This is a genomic window from Cupriavidus sp. BIS7, assembly GCF_000292345.1.
Classification (GTDB): domain Bacteria; phylum Pseudomonadota; class Gammaproteobacteria; order Burkholderiales; family Burkholderiaceae; genus Cupriavidus.
In genome coordinates this window covers 37,592-52,660 of record NZ_ALOU01000066.1, presented here as the reverse complement: position 1 = coordinate 52,660, position 15,069 = coordinate 37,592, and the positions used below count along the sequence as shown (strand labels likewise).

Sequence of the window (15,069 nt, the reverse complement as noted above, 5' to 3'; positions counted from 1 at the left end):
GGGAATCCATTGTGCGCGATTCCTTTGAGGCATCATCGCGCACCGGCCGGTCAGTAGCCGATCAGTAGCGGTAGTGGTCGGCCTTGTACGGGCCTTCCTTCTTCACGCCGATGTAGGCAGCCTGCTGCTCCGTCAGTTCGGTCAGTTGCGCGTTGAGCTTCCTGAGCTGCAGGCGTGCAACCTTCTCGTCCAGGTGCTTCGGCAGCGTGTACACGCCCACCGGATACTTGCCGCTGTCGCGCTCCAGCCAGAGTTCGATCTGGGCGATCGTCTGGTTGGCAAACGAGCTGCTCATCACGTACGACGGGTGGCCCGTGGCGCAGCCCAGGTTCACCAGGCGGCCCTTGGCCAGGATGATGATCTTCTTGCCGTCCGGGAACTTGACGTGGTCCACCTGCGGCTTGATCTCGTCCCATTCGTACTTCTCGATCGACGCGATGTCGATCTCGTTGTCGAAGTGGCCGATGTTGCAAACGATGGCCTGGTCCTTCATCTTCGCCATGTGGTCATGCGTGATCACGTGGTAGTTGCCGGTGCAGGTCACGAAGATGTCGCCGTGCTCGGCGGCGTAGTCCATCGTCACCACGCGGTAGCCTTCCATGGCGGCCTGCAGCGCGCAGATCGGGTCGATCTCGGTCACCCACACCTGTGCGGACAGCGCGCGCAGGGCCTGGGCGCTGCCCTTGCCCACGTCGCCGTAACCGGCCACGATGGCGATCTTGCCGGCGATCATCACGTCGGTGGCGCGCTTGATGCCGTCCACCAGCGATTCACGGCAGCCGTACAGGTTGTCGAACTTGCTCTTGGTCACCGAGTCGTTGACGTTGATGGCGGGGAACTTCAGTTCGCCCTTCTGCGCCATCTGGTACAGGCGGTGCACGCCGGTGGTGGTCTCTTCGGTCACGCCGCGGATGGCTGCCAGGTTGCGGCTGTACCAGCTCGGATCCTTTGCCAGCTTTTCCTTGATGGCGGCGAACAGGTAGGTTTCTTCCTCGCTGGTCGGCTTGGCGATCAGCGACGCATCCTTCTCGGCACGGGCGCCCAGGTGCAGCAGCAGCGTGGCGTCGCCGCCGTCGTCCAGGATCATGTTCGGCGTGCCGCCGTCGGCCCAGTCGAAGATACGGTGCGTGAAGTCCCAGTATTCCTGCAGCGATTCGCCCTTGAACGCGAACACGGGGGTGCCCGACGCGGCGATCGCGGCGGCGGCATGGTCCTGGGTCGAGAAGATGTTGCACGAGGCCCAGCGCACGTCGGCGCCCAGTGCCTTGAGCGTTTCGATCAGCACGGCGGTCTGGATCGTCATGTGCAGCGAACCGGCGATACGCGCGCCCTTGAGCGGCTGCGCAGCGGCGAATTCGTCGCGAATTGCCATCAGGCCCGGCATTTCGGTCTCGGCGATGGCGATTTCCTTGCGGCCCCAGCCGGCCAGGCCGATATCGGCGATCAGGTAATCTTGCTTGAGGTCAGTCACAGCGTTCATGAGTCACTCCGGAGTTGAAGTGGTCATGCACGAGACGGAGTACGAAGGCAGCCCCGGTGGGTTACCGATGGGCACCATTTGGGAACCTATGGCCGCGCCGGCACATGAGATGTGCGGGCAAGGCAGGCAGACAGGTCGACTCGCGTCCCGTGCGAACCACGGAACAGCGAGCGCCGTTGAGACTTCCGAGCCTGGCGAATGGCAGGGCCATCCGTTGCAACGCTCCTCGGAGTGGCGGTATTGTAGCGTGCCTGTTCGCGCCGTGCGGCGCGAGTTGCCAGATTTTTCCCGTTTTTTGTTACCGTTTGCTCCTGTCCTGCACATGCTTTCCACGCCACCCCGTACCCTGACCATTGCCGGCTCCGACTCCGGCGGTGGCGCCGGAATCCAGGCGGATCTGAAGACTTTTGCGGCGCTCGGCTGCTTCGGCATGAGCGCCATCACCGCGATCACGGCCCAGAACACGCTGGGTGTAACCGGTGTCCATGCGATACCTGCCGAGATGGTGGCTGCGCAGATCGATGCCGTGGCCAGCGACATTGGCGTAGACGCGGCCAAGACCGGCATGCTGGGCGCGGCGGCGATCGTCGAGGCCGTGGCGGCCGCGGTGGATCGCCATGGCATCCGCAAGCTCGTGGTGGACCCGGTGATGATCTCGACCTCGGGCGCCACGCTGTCTGACGACGCGACGAGCCAGGCGATGGTGAGGCTGCTGTTCCCGCGCGCGATGCTGGTGACGCCGAACCTGCCCGAAGCGTCGTACCTGCTGGGCCGCCGCATCACGCGCCGCGCGGAGATGGAGACTGCAGCCGTGGATCTGCTCGCGCTCGGCTGCCAGGCCGTACTGCTTAAGGGTGGGCACCTGGAGGACGACGGCCCGGACAGCTTCGGGCTGGACGACCTGCTGATGCTGGCCGACGGCACCGTACGCGTCTACACCCATCCACGCATCGATACACCTAACCTGCACGGCACCGGCTGCACGCTGGCGGCGGCGATCACGTCGCAGCTTGCACGCGGCGATACTCTGCCGGACGCGGTCGGCGCAGCGCTCGACTACGTCGCGCAAGCCATCGCCTCGGGCGCGCGGCTGCGCCTTGGCAGCGGCAACGGCCCCCTCAATCACAGCTTCGCGCCACGTGCGTTGAGCTGACCACAAATCCCATGCAGACACTGACGAATATCGACCTGCGCGAAGACAGCGCGGCAAGCTGGTATGTGAAGGATGAAACCGTGCAGGTGGTCTTTGCCACCGAGGCGGGAGAACTGATCAGCCGCGAGGGCCCGAACCGCTATCAGCGCGGCGACGCAATCGTGACGGGCGCCACCGGCGACCGCTGGGTAGTATCGCGCGGCCGTTTCGATCCGCGGTACGTGGCGGTGGGCCCGAATGCCCATGGCGAAGCCGGCCCGTATCGCAACAAGCCGGTGCCAGTGCTGGCGAAGGAAATGCCGCACGCGTTTGCGATCGCGCGGTCGACCGGTGGAGATGTGCTGACGGGCAAGCCGGGCGACTGGCTGATGCAGTACGCGCCCGGCGACTATGGCATCACCGAACGCGCCCGTTTTCTTGCCGTATATCGAAGGACGCCCTCAGAATGATTCTGGCGTCGTTGCGCGGCCTTGCCGTACCGTTTGTACTGTCTGCGGCCGCACGCCTAGCCAGAACCGCTTTGCTTCATTCTGAGAGCGTCCCACAGCTTTCTGGTTAATTGCCGCCCGCAAGCTGCACCAGCTTGAATGACGCGCGAGCCACGCAGCAGACGGTGCCTGATGCGTCGCGGGCCTCTCCCTCGCAGAATGCAATCTTGTTGCCACGTCGCAGCGTGCGGGCCTCGAACGTCAGTTCGCCACGTGCTGCGGCCAGGAAGTGCGTGGACATGTCGATCGTAATCACGCCGATTTCCAGTGGCGCGTGCGAGCGCGCTGCGCCGCTCAGTGTGAAATCGAGCACCGCCATCAGCGTGCCGCCGTGCACGTCGCCACGGCTGTTCACCACATTCGGGCTGGCCGGCAGGCGAGTACGGCACAAGCCGTCTTCCATGTGCTCCGGCTGCAGGCCCAGCAGGCGCATCAGCGGGATCTCGATACCGAAATAGGGCTTGTCAGGCGTGCCGGGGGCGGCGGGGACGATCTCGTTCACTGCTGTTTCCTCTCTACAGGGTTCCGTAGGGCGGAACCTCGATCCTTTTGATGATGATCGGAGAGGATATGCGGATTGTCCGGGCGCGGCCAGCCGGAGTGGCCGGTTAGCGCCCAAACTGTCAGGTGTTGAAGCGCTGGCCCTCTCCCCCAACCCCTCTCCCGCAAGCGGGCGAGGGGAGCAAACCCGCAGCATTTCAAATACCGATGGTGGTCTCCCCTCTCCCGCACGGGAGAGGGGCCGGGGGAGAGGGTAAAGCCGTTCAATCAGTGTCGATCAGGCAAACAATGCATTGAGCCCTGCCACGGCTGCCGCCACGTCACTGGCCTCCGTGATCGCGCGTACCACGGCCGCGCTGCCGACGCCCACGGCCAGCACTTCATGCATGTTGCCCGCGTTGACGCCGCCGATACCGACCAGCGACGGAATCACCGGCTTCATCAGCGCCACGTACGACTGGAAGCGGCCCATCCCCTGCGGCTGGGTCGGCATGACCTTGGTCGTGGTCGGGAAAATCGCGCCGAGCGCGAGGTAGCTCGGCGCGATCGCGGCCACGCGCAGCATCTCGGCATACCCATGCGTGGATACGCCAAGGCGCAGGCCCGATGCGCGGATCGCGTCGAGATCGGCCTCGTCGAGGTCTTCCTGCCCGAGGTGAATGCCGTAAATGCCGCTGTCACCGCCGCAGGCCGCGTGGTAGTCGATCGCCACGCGCCAGTGATCGTTGATGAACAGGCGCGACTGCGAGCCCTTTGCCGCCTGCGCGGCGCGCTGCACTTCGGCCTTCACCGCCCCGGCATCGGCCGACTTGAAACGCAGCTGCACGGTCGGCACTGCCAGCGGGACGAGCTTCTCGATCCAATCGGCGGTCGGCATCACCGCGTAGAGGCCAAGATCGGGCGGGCATGGTGCAAACGGCTGCGCCGCCTGATCGGGCGACACCAGCGCGGCGTGCCGCACGCGCGGGAAACGCGCGAATTCGTCCGGCCACGCAGTAGCACCACTCCGCCAGGCACGTGCGATGCACAGCGCATCGTGCGCCGGAAAATGCAGTGACAACGCCGCGCAGAGCACCGCCGCAAAGCCGGGCGAATGCGGCGTGTCATCGTCGGCCTGCACCTCGAGCACCCACGTGCCCATCGGCGAACGCACCGTGTCGATCCAGCGGCCGCCTTCACGGTCCGTTTCGATCAGCACGGCGTTAGCCGCTGCCACGCGATCGATCAGATCGCCCATGGCCTCGCCGTCGGACAGCACCACGTCATGTCGATCAAGCACAGCCGGCGCATTGGCTGCCGGCCATGCGCGCCACGGCGTTTCGTCACGGCCGAATGTCGCGCCAAAGCGCTGCATCAGGCCTTCGAACAGCGCGGCGTCGATTGGCGCCGCAACTCCCTGACGTGTCATGCGCGGTCCTCCGCGCCTTCGGCGTGCCAGAACGGCATGCCCACCACGGGCGTGCTGGCCTGCGCCACCTCGCGCTCGGGCATCGGTCCGGCCAGGTACGCGGTGCGCCCGGCTTCCACGGCCAGCGCGAACGCGCGCGCCATGTTCACCGGATAGGCGGCCTGTGCAACGGCCGTGTTGAGCAGCACGCCGTCATAGCCCCATTCCAGCACCTGTGCCGCGTGCGACGGCAGGCCCAGGCCAGCGTCGACGATCAGCGGCGTGTCGGGCAGGCGGTCGCGCAGCGTGCGCATCGCGTGCGGATTTACCGCGCCACGGCCCGTGCCGATCGGAGCGGCCCACGGCATCAGCGCCTGGCAGCCGACGTCGAGCAGGCGGCGGCACAGCACGAGGTCCTCGGTGCAGTACGGCAGCACCTTGAAGCCTTCCTTGATCAGCGTCTCCGCCACGGCAGGCAGGTTCAGCGTGTCAGGCTGCAGCGTGTAGTCGTCGCCGATCAGTTCGAGCTTGATCCAGTCGGTCTCGAACACCTCACGCGCCATCATCGCCGTGTTGATCACTTCCTGCGGCGTGAAGCAGCCCGCAGTGTTGGGCAGCACCGGCACGCCCAGCGTGCGCAGCATCTGCCAGAAGGTCTCGCCGCCGAGCGTCTGGCCATCGCCGCTGCCCACGGCGGTCTGCCGGCGCAGCGCCACCGTAATCATGGCCGGATGCGAGGCCTCCACCGCGGCCTGCAGCGTGGCCGGGGACGGATAGCGCGCCGTGCCGAGCAGCAGGCGCGAAGCAAACGATTCCCCATACAGCACGAACGGGTCGCGCAGGGTTTCAGCAGGTTCGAATGTCATAAGAGGTCTTTACCCTCCCGTCACGGGTTGCACGAGGTCGATCTGGTCGCCCACGGTCAGCGGCGTGGCCGCATGACGGGTGCGCGGGACGAACTGGCCGTTCACTGCTGCAGCAAACGGCGGTGCGATGGCTGCCGCCGTCACCGCGTCCGCCAGCGTGGCGGCATCGGGCAGTTCTATCGGTCGGCCATTGAGCAGGATTTCCATGGTGTCTGTCTATTAATGCAGCAAGCCGCTACCGGCTTCGGCCGATAACGACGGCATGACGATGCCCGCCTCCTGCACGGTCTCGATCATGCCGGGCCAGCGCAGCGCGGCAGGCACGGCATGCGCGGCCGGGTCGCCACCGAGCATTGCGCGCACGACGGCGCAAGCCGCTTCGGTCACCGCAGGTGCGATCAGCCAGCCATGCCGATACAGGCCGTTGACGCGCACCACGCGTGCCTGCTGGTCGACGCGAATCGCGGGCAGGTGATCGGGGCGCGTCGGGCGGCGCTGCACGTTGAGTTCAAGCACGCGTGCCTCACCGAACGCCGGGTGCAGCGAATGGGCGGCCGAGAGCAGTTCCAGCGCGGAGCGCACGCTCATCGGCGATTCGTCTTCGCTTTCCAGTTCGGTGGCGCCGATCACGTAGAGATCGTTCGGCTTTGGTGCGATGTAGATTGGATAGCGCGGATGGAGCAGCCGCACGGGACGATGCAGCTTCACGTCGGGTGCATGGACGCGCACCACTTCGCCGCGCAGACCACGCAGGCCCGGCAGTGCCACGCCATGATCGCCAGCCAGTTGAGGCCACGCGGCGCGCGCGCCAAGGCCACGGCAGTCCAGCACCACGCCCGCGCGAATGCCGAGCGCGGGCAAAGCGTCGGCATCGATGTCGCCGGCCTCCCAGACGCAGTGCAGCCCTTCGGCCACCGCGCAGCTCAGCAGCGCGCGCAAGGCACCACGGTTGTCGAGTTGTCCTTCGCCCTGCAGCAGCAGCCCTTGCGGGAAACGCCCGGCCAGCGCCGGCTCGACCTGCGCCACGCCGTTGCCGTCGAGCGCGCGCAGCCGCTGCTGCACGAGTTCGGGCGGCGCCACCGCACGCATGCGGCCCGTGAACAGCGACACCTCGCTGCGGTCACGCGCGTGCCAGACCACCAGCGTGCCGTCTTCCTGGAAGAACACAGGCTCGGGCAACTCGCTGATCCAGGTACGCCAGAGATCGACGCTGGCCATGCCGAGATCGACAATACGCCGTTCGGCGATTGCCGATTCCGCCAGCGGCGCCAGCATGGCCGCTGCCACGTGTGCGGCCGAGCCGCTGCCGTCGGGACCGCCACGCTCGATCAGCGCCACGCGGGCGCCCGCACGCACGAGCTGCCAGGCGGATAGCCGCCCGGCCAGGCCGGCGCCGAGGATGGCGACATCGAAGGACTGTACTGCTGTCATGGGCTTGTATGCCGGCGGCATGAAAGATGTACGCGCCGTCCGGCCTCCGGTTGGGTGAATACCGCCGCGCCGCGTGGGGGCGCCGCGCGCGGGACTCGGGTACTGCAGGTGCTGCTGGTACTGCCGGGCACGGCCTTGCGGCCGCGCCCTTCCCGCTAGAACTTTCGGCTTACGAGTAGATCTTCGAGCCCGTCTTCACGAACTCGATCGACTTCTCCTGCATGCCGCGTTCGGCTTCCGGCAGCGATGCCGCGTAGTCGCGCACTTCCTGCGTGATCTTCATCGAGCAGAACTTCGGCCCGCACATCGAGCAGAAATGGGCGATCTTGGCGCCTTCGGCAGGCAGCGTCGCGTCGTGGAACGAGCGAGCGCGCTCCGGATCGAGGCCGAGGTTGAACTGGTCTTCCCAACGGAACTCGAAGCGCGCCTTGGACAGTGCGTTGTCGCGCAACTGTGCACCCGGCCAGCCCTTGGCGAGGTCGGCGGCGTGCGCGGCGATCTTGTACGTGATGATGCCTTCGCGCACGTCTTCCTTGTCCGGCAGGCCCAGGTGCTCCTTCGGTGTGACGTAGCACAGCATCGCGGTGCCCATCCAGCCAATGTTGGCGGCGCCGATGCCGCTGGTGATGTGGTCATAGCCCGGCGCGATGTCGGTGACCAGCGGCCCCAGCGTGTAGAACGGCGCTTCGTAGCAGTGCTTGAGCTCTTCGTCCATGTTGGCCTGGATGCGCTGCAGCGGCACGTGGCCCGGGCCTTCGATCATCACCTGCACGTCGTGCTTCCACGCCTTGTCGGTCAGTTCGCCAAGCGTGCGCAGTTCGCCGAACTGGGCATCGTCGTTCGAATCGGCGATACAGCCAGGACGCAGGCCATCACCAAGGCTGAACGACACGTCGTACGCCTTCATGATTTCGCAGATCTCGTCGAAGTGCGTGTACAGGAAGTTTTCCTTGTGGTGCGCCAGGCACCACTTGGCCATGATCGAGCCGCCGCGCGACACGATGCCGGTCACGCGGTCGGCCGTCAGCGGCACGTAGCGCAGCAGCACGCCGGCGTGGATCGTGAAGTAGTCCACGCCCTGCTCGGCCTGCTCGATCAGCGTGTCGCGGAACATTTCCCAGGTCAGGTCCTCGGCGATGCCGCCGGTCTTGTCCAGCGCCTGGTAGATCGGCACCGTGCCGATGGGCACCGGCGAGTTGCGCAGGATCCACTCACGCGTTTCGTGGATGTGCTTGCCGGTGGACAGGTCCATGATGGTGTCCGCGCCCCAGCGGATCGACCACACCATCTTTTCCACTTCCTCGGCCAGCGACGACGTCACCGCCGAATTGCCCAGGTTGCCGTTGATCTTCACGCGGAAGTTGCGGCCGATTGCCATCGGCTCCAGTTCCGTGTGGTTGATGTTGGCCGGGATGATCGCGCGGCCGGCGGCCACTTCACGACGCACGAATTCCGGCGTCATGTCTTCCGGACGCAGCGGCAGCGCGGCGCCCAGGGCGTTGCCCGGGTGCTGGCGCAGCAGTGCCTTGTACTCGGGCTTGTCGTAGAGCGCCTGCAGGTTCAGCGATTCACGCAGCGCCACGTACTCCATTTCCGGCGTGATGATGCCCTTGCGTGCGTAGTGCATCTGCGACACGTTCGCACCGGCCTTGGCGCGGCGCGGGTTGGTCAGTTGCGCAAAGCGCAGGTGCGCGGTGGCGGGGTCGTTGGCGCGTGCCAGGCCGTATTCGGACGACAGGCCCGACAGCACTTCGGTATCGCCACGTTCTTCAATCCACTTCGCGCGGACGGCCGGCAGACCGGCCTTCAGGTCGATATGCACGTCCGGGTCGCTGTACGGGCCCGAGGTGTCGTAAACCGGAATCGGCGGGTTCTGCATTTCGCCCTTCTCGGTGCGAGTGGCGGTCTGCAGAATCGTGCGCATCGGCACGCGGATGTCGGGGCGGCTGCCGTTGATGTAGGTCTTGCTGGAAGCCGGGTAGGCGAATTTCTGGTCGAGATCGCTTTCGAGCGATTCAAACGAAGCAGCGGGGGCAGTACGGGCCATGGGTATCGTCCTCTCTCATGCGGGGATGGACGAAACCAGGAGCCCTGTGAGGTCCGTCGCGAGGCCTGGCCGGCGGCGGTGTCCCGTTGCGGGACTAGAGCAATTCGGTTCTGTTTGAAACTTCCCACGCCGGTACTATCCGGATCGGGTTCGAAGGGACTCTCTCAGCCGCCCGGCCCATCCGAACGGCACCCCTGTTTCATCCAACGGGGTGAATTTAAGCACAAGCCCCAGCCCCGCGCCAGCCAAAAATCAGTTGCATCTGTGATGCGCCACAGTATCGGAATCGCCGTGCTGCGGCGCACGATCGGCGCAGATGTGTGCCGGCTGGCACTTCTTGCGGGCGAGTTTGGGAGTGTTGCGAACCCCGCGTTGCCGTACCATGATTTCCAGCAGGCTGGCCCGTTGCCCGATTTCCGCCCTCAGGAGATGCCATGACCGCCACATCCGCCGTCGATCCCGGTAGCGCGCAAACCCACGCGGTGTTCAACCAGGTTCCCGACCTGGCGCACTACAACCTGTTCGAATCAGACCCCGGCCTGCTTGTGGCGCTCGATCGCGTTGGCGGAGCATGGCATGCCGATGCACTGACCGCGTTCGGCGCGCGGCTGGGCGACCCGGAGGTCCAGGGCTGGGCCGCCGACGCCAACCGTTTCACCCCTGAACTGCATACGCACAGCCGTACCGGAGAGCGGATAGACAGGGTCGAGTTCCACCCGTCGTGGCATCACCTGCTGACGCTGCTGCGCAGCCAGCAGTTGCAGGCCCTGCCATTCGCGCAGCCGCGTGCGGGGGCTTGGGCCGCGCGGACGGCCGGCTACTTCCTGCAGGCGCAGGTCGAATCGGGATCGCTATGCCCGACCACGATGACGTTCGCGAGCATTCCGGTGCTGAGCAAGGAGCCCGCGCTGTTCGGCGATCTCGAAGCGCGCCTTTACACGCCCGAGCACGATGCGCGCGACCTGCCGTGGCGCGACAAGACCGCCGTGATGATCGGCATGGGCATGACCGAGAAACAGGGCGGCTCCGACGTGCGCGCCAACGCCACGGTGGCCCTGCCCGTGCGCGGCGAAGGCCGGGGCGCCGAGTATGCGCTGACGGGCCACAAGTGGTTCTTTTCGGCGCCGATGTGCGACGCCCATCTGGTGGTGGCGCGCATGGGTGCGGTGGATGGCCCGTTGTCCTGCTTCTTCGTGCCGCGTTTCCGCGACGACGGCAGCAAGAATCCGATCCTGATCCAGCGGCTCAAGGACAAGCTCGGCAACCGCTCCAATTCGAGCAGCGAGGTGGAGTTCCGCGGTGCCACGGGCATCCTGATCGGCGAGGAAGGCCGCGGCATCCCGACGATCATCGAGATGGCCACCAACACCCGGCTCGACTGCGTGATCGGTAGTTCCGCGCTGCTGCGTGCGGGCCTGGTACAGGCGCTCCACCATGCGCGGCACCGCATGGCGTTCGGCAGGCTGCTGGCCGACCAGCCGCTGATGCGCAACGTACTGGCCGACCTGGCGCTGGAATCCGAATCGGCCACGCTGATGATGATGGCGCTGGCCGATGCCTTCGAGCATGCCGATGGCGACGCGCTGGCCGCCGCGTGGAAACGCGTGATGACGCCTGCGGCCAAGTTCTGGATCTGCAAGCGCGCACTTGAAGCCACCGGCGAGGCCATGGAAGTCTGGGGCGGCAACGGCTATGTCGAGGAAGGACCGATGGCGCGGCTGTACCGCGAAGCGCCCGTCAATTCCATCTGGGAAGGCTCGGGCAACATCATGTGCCTGGATGTGCTGCGCGCACTCCAGCGCAATCCCGACGACGGTGTGCGCATCCTGCAGGATCTGGCGCGGCTGTCGAACGGCGATGCCGCAGTGCGCGCGGAACTGGCATCGTTGCAGGCGATGCTGCGCGGGCCGGCCGAGCAACTCGAGGCCAGTGCGCGCCGCTTCGCGCAGGGCCTTGTGCTGACGGCGCAGGCGGCGCTGATGATCGCGCATGGCAATGCCGAGTCCGCCCGGCATTTCGTGGCAAGCAGGCTCGGCCGCCAGCATGGCCGCGTGTTTGGCACGCTGGACGCGGACGCCGCCACGCTGGCGTGCATTGCGGATCGCTCCTGGCCGGGCTGAGCCCTGCGGACCTGCCGACCCGCCAGGTGCGGAGATCGCATCACGAATGCTGCGTTGCAGTATTTATTGCAGCGTCCCCACCTTCAGGGGGATATCAACGCTGCCGTAAACGTCATGGCGACGGGCCGCCGGCCCGCTGCGAAAACCAAGTCGCCACCACGGACGGCATGCGCCAAGTAGCGTGTGCCGCGAACGCACATGACCATCACCAAACGCCTCCTTCTTACACTTTCCCTCGCGTTACTCGCGCTACTCTTTGTCGGACTTGGCGGCATCTGGCAGCTCAACCAGGCGGAGGAACGCTTCGAGTACTTCAACGACAACACGCTCGGCAGCGTGCGCGACCTCAACGCCGTCAACAACGCGATTGGCGCGATGCGCATCGCCCTGTACCGGCATGCCATCACCGAGGACGCCAAGGGCAAGGCCGATGCCGAAGCCACGCTGGCCACTGCCAGCAAGCACTTTGACGACATGCTTGGCAAGTATGAGCGCGAAGACATCTCGGACGACACGGACCGCAAGCTGCTGGAAGCGGATCGCGCGGCCGCCAGGCGCTATCAGGGCCAGTTTGCCGTGCTCTTCGAACGGTCCCACAGCAATGACTACGCCGCCACACAGCAAATGCTGACGGCTGGCGAACTACACCTGGCGTCCACGGCGCTGCGCAAGGCCATCGACGACCACCTCGAGTACAACACCAAGCTCGGTGCCGATGCCGTGGCCTACAACAAGGCGCAGCACGCGTGGGCAGTGCGCGTGTTCCTGACCGTGATCGTGCTCGCCGTTGCACTCACAGCTTTCATGGCCCTGACGCTCTACCGCCGGATCAGCGGGAGCCTGGCGCAGATCCAGGGGACGCTGGAGCATGTGAACCGCACGCTTGACCTCGACCATCGCGCCCCCGTTGGCCGGCTCGACGAGATCGGCCTGACCGCGCAGTCGTTCAACGCGCTGATCGACCGCGTGGCGACAACGCTGCGCGAGGTGCGCCAGTCCACCGACTCGGTCGGCGTGGCCGCCGCGCAGATTGCGGCAGGCAACATCGACCTGTCGTCGCGCACCGAACAGCAGGCCGCATCGCTCGAGGAAACCGCATCGAGCATGGAGGAGCTGACCGCCACCGTGCGCCAGAACGCCGAGAACGCGCGCCAGGCATCGTCGCTGGCCTCCAATGCTGCGCTGGTGGCCGACGAGGGCAACCAGTCCGTGCAGCAGATGGTGGGCACGATGGGTGCGATCAGCAGCAGTTCCGAGCGCATCGCCGAGATCACGAACCTGATCGAAGGCATTGCATTCCAGACCAACATCCTCGCGCTGAACGCCGCCGTGGAGGCCGCACGTGCGGGCGAGCAGGGCCGCGGCTTTGCCGTGGTGGCCGGAGAGGTGCGCAGCCTGGCCCAGCGTTCATCGAGCGCGGCCAAGGAAATCAAGGAACTGATCGAGGCCTCGGTGGAAACCGTGCGCACGGGCTCCACGCAGGCGCATGGCGTGGGCAATACGATGACCGAGATCCGCCAGGCAGTGAAGCGGGTATCGGACATCATCGCGGAGATCTCGGCCGCTTCGCAGGAGCAGAGCGCCGGCATCGAGCAGGTGGGCCACGCGGTGGGACAGATGGACCAGGTCACGCAGCAGAACGCGGCGCTGGTGGAGGAAGCCGCCGCGGCTGCGCAGTCGCTGGACGAGCAGGCAGGCCGCCTGCGCGAGATGGTGGGCCAGTTCCAGATGCGCGGTTGACCGCTTCGGTTGACCGCTTCGGTTGACCGCTTCGGTTGACCGATCGAAAACGTGGTGGCCGGTGTGGTCAGTCGGCCGCCACGGTCTCGCGGATCCGCAACGTCACATGCGGCGCATAGCGGATCAGGTCATGGGCGCGTTCGCCGATCATGATCGCCGGGGCGGCGGTGTCGCCGCCGATCAGCGTCGGCATGATCGATGCATCCACCACGCGCAAGCCCTCGACGCCGCGCACGCGTAGTTGAGGGTCCACCACGGCCATCGCGTCCATGCCCATGCGGCAGGTGCCAACGGGATGGCAGCCCGAGCCCGCGTGCTCGCGAATCCATGCACGTGCCGCGTCGTCATCGCTGCCATCGAGGCGCAGTTGCCCGGAATTCAACTCATGCCCGCCAAAGGCCGCCAGCGGGGCCTGCGCAAGGATGCGCCGCACGATTTGCAGCCCGGAAAGCAGGTCTTCCATGTCCTGCGGGTCTGACAGATAGCGCGGATCGATCGACGGCGCATCGCGTATGTCAGGCGAAGCCAGCCGCACCACGCCGCGGCTACGTGGGCGCAGCACACTGGCATGGCAGGCATAGCCGTGGCCGAAACGAATGCGTGCGGTGGCTTCGTCGACCAGCCCCACCACGAAGCGCAACTGCAGGTCAGGCTCGGGCAGGCCGGCACGGCTGCGCACGAATGCCCCCGCTTCGGCAAGGTTCGACGTCATCATCCCCATGCGCTCGCGCCGGTAGCGCAGGCATTCGGCGATCAAACGGAACGCGCTGCCCAGCGAGAGGCCGAACAGCTCCGATGCACTGACGCGCCTGTGCACGCCGATATCCACGTGGTCCTGCAGGTTCGCGCCGACGCCGGGCAGGTCATGCACCACCGGAATGCCAAGCTCGGCCAGATGTGCGATGGGGCCCACGCCTGACGCCATCAGTAATTGCGGTGATCCAATTGCGCCAGCCGAGACAATCACCTCGCGGCGCGCGCGCAGTTCCACTTCCTGACCATCACGCCACACGACTACACCTACCGCGCGCCGCTTTTCGAACAGGATGCGCACCACCTGGGTACCCGTCAGCACATGCAGGTGGCCGCGCCCGCCATTGCAGGCGCGGTTGCGGGCATTGCCGCCGTGCAGATAGGCGCGCGCGGCATTCCATCTCTCGCCGTTGTGCTGCGTGACCTGGTACCAGCCCACGCCTTCCTGCTCCTCGCCGTTGAAGTCGTCGTTGCGCAGGATGCCGGCGCGCTGGGCCGCATCGATGAAATGCTGGCCGAACGGGTTGGGCGACCTCAGGTCGCTGACGTGAAGCGGTCCGGTGCCGCCATGAAGTGGATCGTCGTCATGACCGGCGACACGTGCATTGCACTCGGCGCGCCGGAAATACGGCAGCACATCGTCCCAGGACCAGCCATCGCAGCCCGAGTCAGCCCAGTCGTCGTAATCGGCAGGTCGACCGCGCGTGTAGACCATCGCCGAGATCAATGACGAACCGCCCAGGCCACGCCCGGCTGGCTGATGTGCGCGCCGTCCGGCAAGAGCGCTTTGTGCAGTGGTCTGGTAGCCGTAGTTGCGCACGCTGGCGCGCTGCGGGAACACGCTGCCGGCCGCAGGTGTGCGCACCAGCACATGATGATCGTGCCATCCCGCTTCCAGCAGCGCGATGCTTTCACCGCCGCTGTCGGCCAGCCGCCCGGCCAGCGCACAGCCGGCCGAGCCGGCCCCCACGACGAGATAGTCAAAGGTCGTTTCCATCTGTCTCCTCGCGTGTCCGGTGTCCGTTAGCAAATCTACGGCGGACGCGTGCCGCGAAAATCCAGTTTAGGCGCTGGTGCGGGGGTGGTGAAGCGGGCTATCGCCG

12 protein-coding genes and 2 riboswitches are annotated in these 15,069 nt (G+C 66.2%); of the genes, 4 read left to right on the top strand and 8 right to left on the bottom strand.

Features of this window, described 5'->3' with window-relative positions:
* Positions 1 to 61: 61 nt before the first annotated feature.
* Positions 62 to 1,480: an adenosylhomocysteinase gene (ahcY, locus tag B552_RS0121470; protein ID WP_019451117.1), complete on the bottom strand. Its 1,419-nt coding sequence runs from the start codon at positions 1,478 to 1,480 to the stop codon at positions 62 to 64.
* A gap of 161 nt (positions 1,481 to 1,641) precedes the next feature.
* A riboswitch (S-adenosyl-L-homocysteine riboswitch) is annotated at positions 1,642 to 1,714 on the bottom strand.
* Between the two features lie 88 nt (positions 1,715 to 1,802).
* Between ahcY and thiD the strand changes: the two genes are divergently transcribed.
* Both thiD and B552_RS0121460 read left to right on the top strand, forming a co-directional pair.
* Complete coding sequence (gene thiD / locus B552_RS0121465; RefSeq protein ID WP_019451116.1) at positions 1,803 to 2,633, top strand: bifunctional hydroxymethylpyrimidine kinase/phosphomethylpyrimidine kinase; 831 nt, start codon at positions 1,803 to 1,805, stop codon at positions 2,631 to 2,633.
* An 11-nt stretch (positions 2,634 to 2,644) separates the two neighbouring features.
* The gene (locus B552_RS0121460) at positions 2,645 to 3,082 is read left to right on the top strand and encodes a PGDYG domain-containing protein (RefSeq protein WP_019451115.1); all 438 of its coding nucleotides are present in this window, start codon (positions 2,645 to 2,647) and stop codon (positions 3,080 to 3,082) included.
* A 106-nt stretch (positions 3,083 to 3,188) separates the two neighbouring features.
* Here the strand turns inward: B552_RS0121460 and B552_RS0121455 are convergent, their stop codons facing one another.
* The 6 genes from B552_RS0121455 to thiC form a co-directional block, all read right to left on the bottom strand.
* Positions 3,189 to 3,623, bottom strand: a complete 435-nt coding sequence (locus B552_RS0121455; protein WP_019451114.1) for a PaaI family thioesterase — start codon at positions 3,621 to 3,623, stop codon at positions 3,189 to 3,191.
* 276 nt (positions 3,624 to 3,899) lie between these two features.
* On the bottom strand, positions 3,900 to 5,030 hold the full coding sequence (locus B552_RS0121450; protein ID WP_019451113.1) for a thiamine phosphate synthase: 1,131 nt from the start codon (positions 5,028 to 5,030) through the stop codon (positions 3,900 to 3,902).
* Complete coding sequence (locus B552_RS0121445) at positions 5,027 to 5,875, bottom strand: thiazole synthase (protein ID WP_019451112.1); 849 nt, start codon at positions 5,873 to 5,875, stop codon at positions 5,027 to 5,029. The genes B552_RS0121450 and B552_RS0121445 overlap by 4 nt, the downstream gene beginning before the upstream one ends.
* A gap of 9 nt (positions 5,876 to 5,884) precedes the next feature.
* Positions 5,885 to 6,082, bottom strand: coding sequence for a sulfur carrier protein ThiS (gene thiS / locus B552_RS0121440; RefSeq protein WP_019451111.1), 198 nt, complete (start codon positions 6,080 to 6,082; stop codon positions 5,885 to 5,887).
* Positions 6,083 to 6,094: 12 nt separating this feature from the next.
* Positions 6,095 to 7,306, bottom strand: a complete 1,212-nt coding sequence (locus B552_RS0121435) for an FAD-dependent oxidoreductase (RefSeq protein ID WP_026035906.1) — start codon at positions 7,304 to 7,306, stop codon at positions 6,095 to 6,097.
* A gap of 169 nt (positions 7,307 to 7,475) precedes the next feature.
* Complete coding sequence (gene thiC / locus B552_RS0121430) at positions 7,476 to 9,359, bottom strand: phosphomethylpyrimidine synthase ThiC (RefSeq protein ID WP_193352208.1); 1,884 nt, start codon at positions 9,357 to 9,359, stop codon at positions 7,476 to 7,478.
* A gap of 98 nt (positions 9,360 to 9,457) precedes the next feature.
* Positions 9,458 to 9,559: riboswitch (TPP riboswitch) on the bottom strand.
* 228 nt (positions 9,560 to 9,787) lie between these two features.
* Between thiC and B552_RS0121420 the strand changes: the two genes are divergently transcribed.
* Positions 9,788 to 11,473, top strand: coding sequence for an acyl-CoA dehydrogenase family protein (locus B552_RS0121420; protein ID WP_019451107.1), 1,686 nt, complete (start codon positions 9,788 to 9,790; stop codon positions 11,471 to 11,473).
* Between the two features lie 198 nt (positions 11,474 to 11,671).
* On the top strand, positions 11,672 to 13,213 hold the full coding sequence (locus tag B552_RS0121415) for a methyl-accepting chemotaxis protein (protein ID WP_019451106.1): 1,542 nt from the start codon (positions 11,672 to 11,674) through the stop codon (positions 13,211 to 13,213).
* A 67-nt stretch (positions 13,214 to 13,280) separates the two neighbouring features.
* Here B552_RS0121415 and B552_RS0121410 read toward each other — a convergent pair whose 3' ends face one another.
* Positions 13,281 to 14,963: a GMC family oxidoreductase N-terminal domain-containing protein gene (locus tag B552_RS0121410; RefSeq protein WP_019451105.1), complete on the bottom strand. Its 1,683-nt coding sequence runs from the start codon at positions 14,961 to 14,963 to the stop codon at positions 13,281 to 13,283.
* Positions 14,964 to 15,069: the final 106 nt, after the last annotated feature.

Bases quoted from the DNA above. Each gene is read 5' to 3' on its own strand.
- ahcY (WP_019451117.1), bottom strand. From the start codon at position 1,480: ATGAACGCTGTGACTGACCTCAAGCAAGATTACCTGATCGCCGATATC.
- thiD (WP_019451116.1), top strand. From the start codon at position 1,803: ATGCTTTCCACGCCACCCCGTACCCTGACCATTGCCGGCTCCGACTCC.
- B552_RS0121460 (WP_019451115.1), top strand. From the start codon at position 2,645: ATGCAGACACTGACGAATATCGACCTGCGCGAAGACAGCGCGGCAAGC.
- B552_RS0121450 (WP_019451113.1), bottom strand. From the start codon at position 5,030: ATGACACGTCAGGGAGTTGCGGCGCCAATCGACGCCGCGCTGTTCGAA.
- B552_RS0121445 (WP_019451112.1), bottom strand. From the start codon at position 5,875: ATGACATTCGAACCTGCTGAAACCCTGCGCGACCCGTTCGTGCTGTAT.
- thiS (WP_019451111.1), bottom strand. From the start codon at position 6,082: ATGGAAATCCTGCTCAATGGCCGACCGATAGAACTGCCCGATGCCGCC.
- B552_RS0121435 (WP_026035906.1), bottom strand. From the start codon at position 7,306: ATGACAGCAGTACAGTCCTTCGATGTCGCCATCCTCGGCGCCGGCCTG.
- B552_RS0121420 (WP_019451107.1), top strand. From the start codon at position 9,788: ATGACCGCCACATCCGCCGTCGATCCCGGTAGCGCGCAAACCCACGCG.
- B552_RS0121415 (WP_019451106.1), top strand. From the start codon at position 11,672: ATGACCATCACCAAACGCCTCCTTCTTACACTTTCCCTCGCGTTACTC.
- B552_RS0121410 (WP_019451105.1), bottom strand. From the start codon at position 14,963: ATGGAAACGACCTTTGACTATCTCGTCGTGGGGGCCGGCTCGGCCGGC.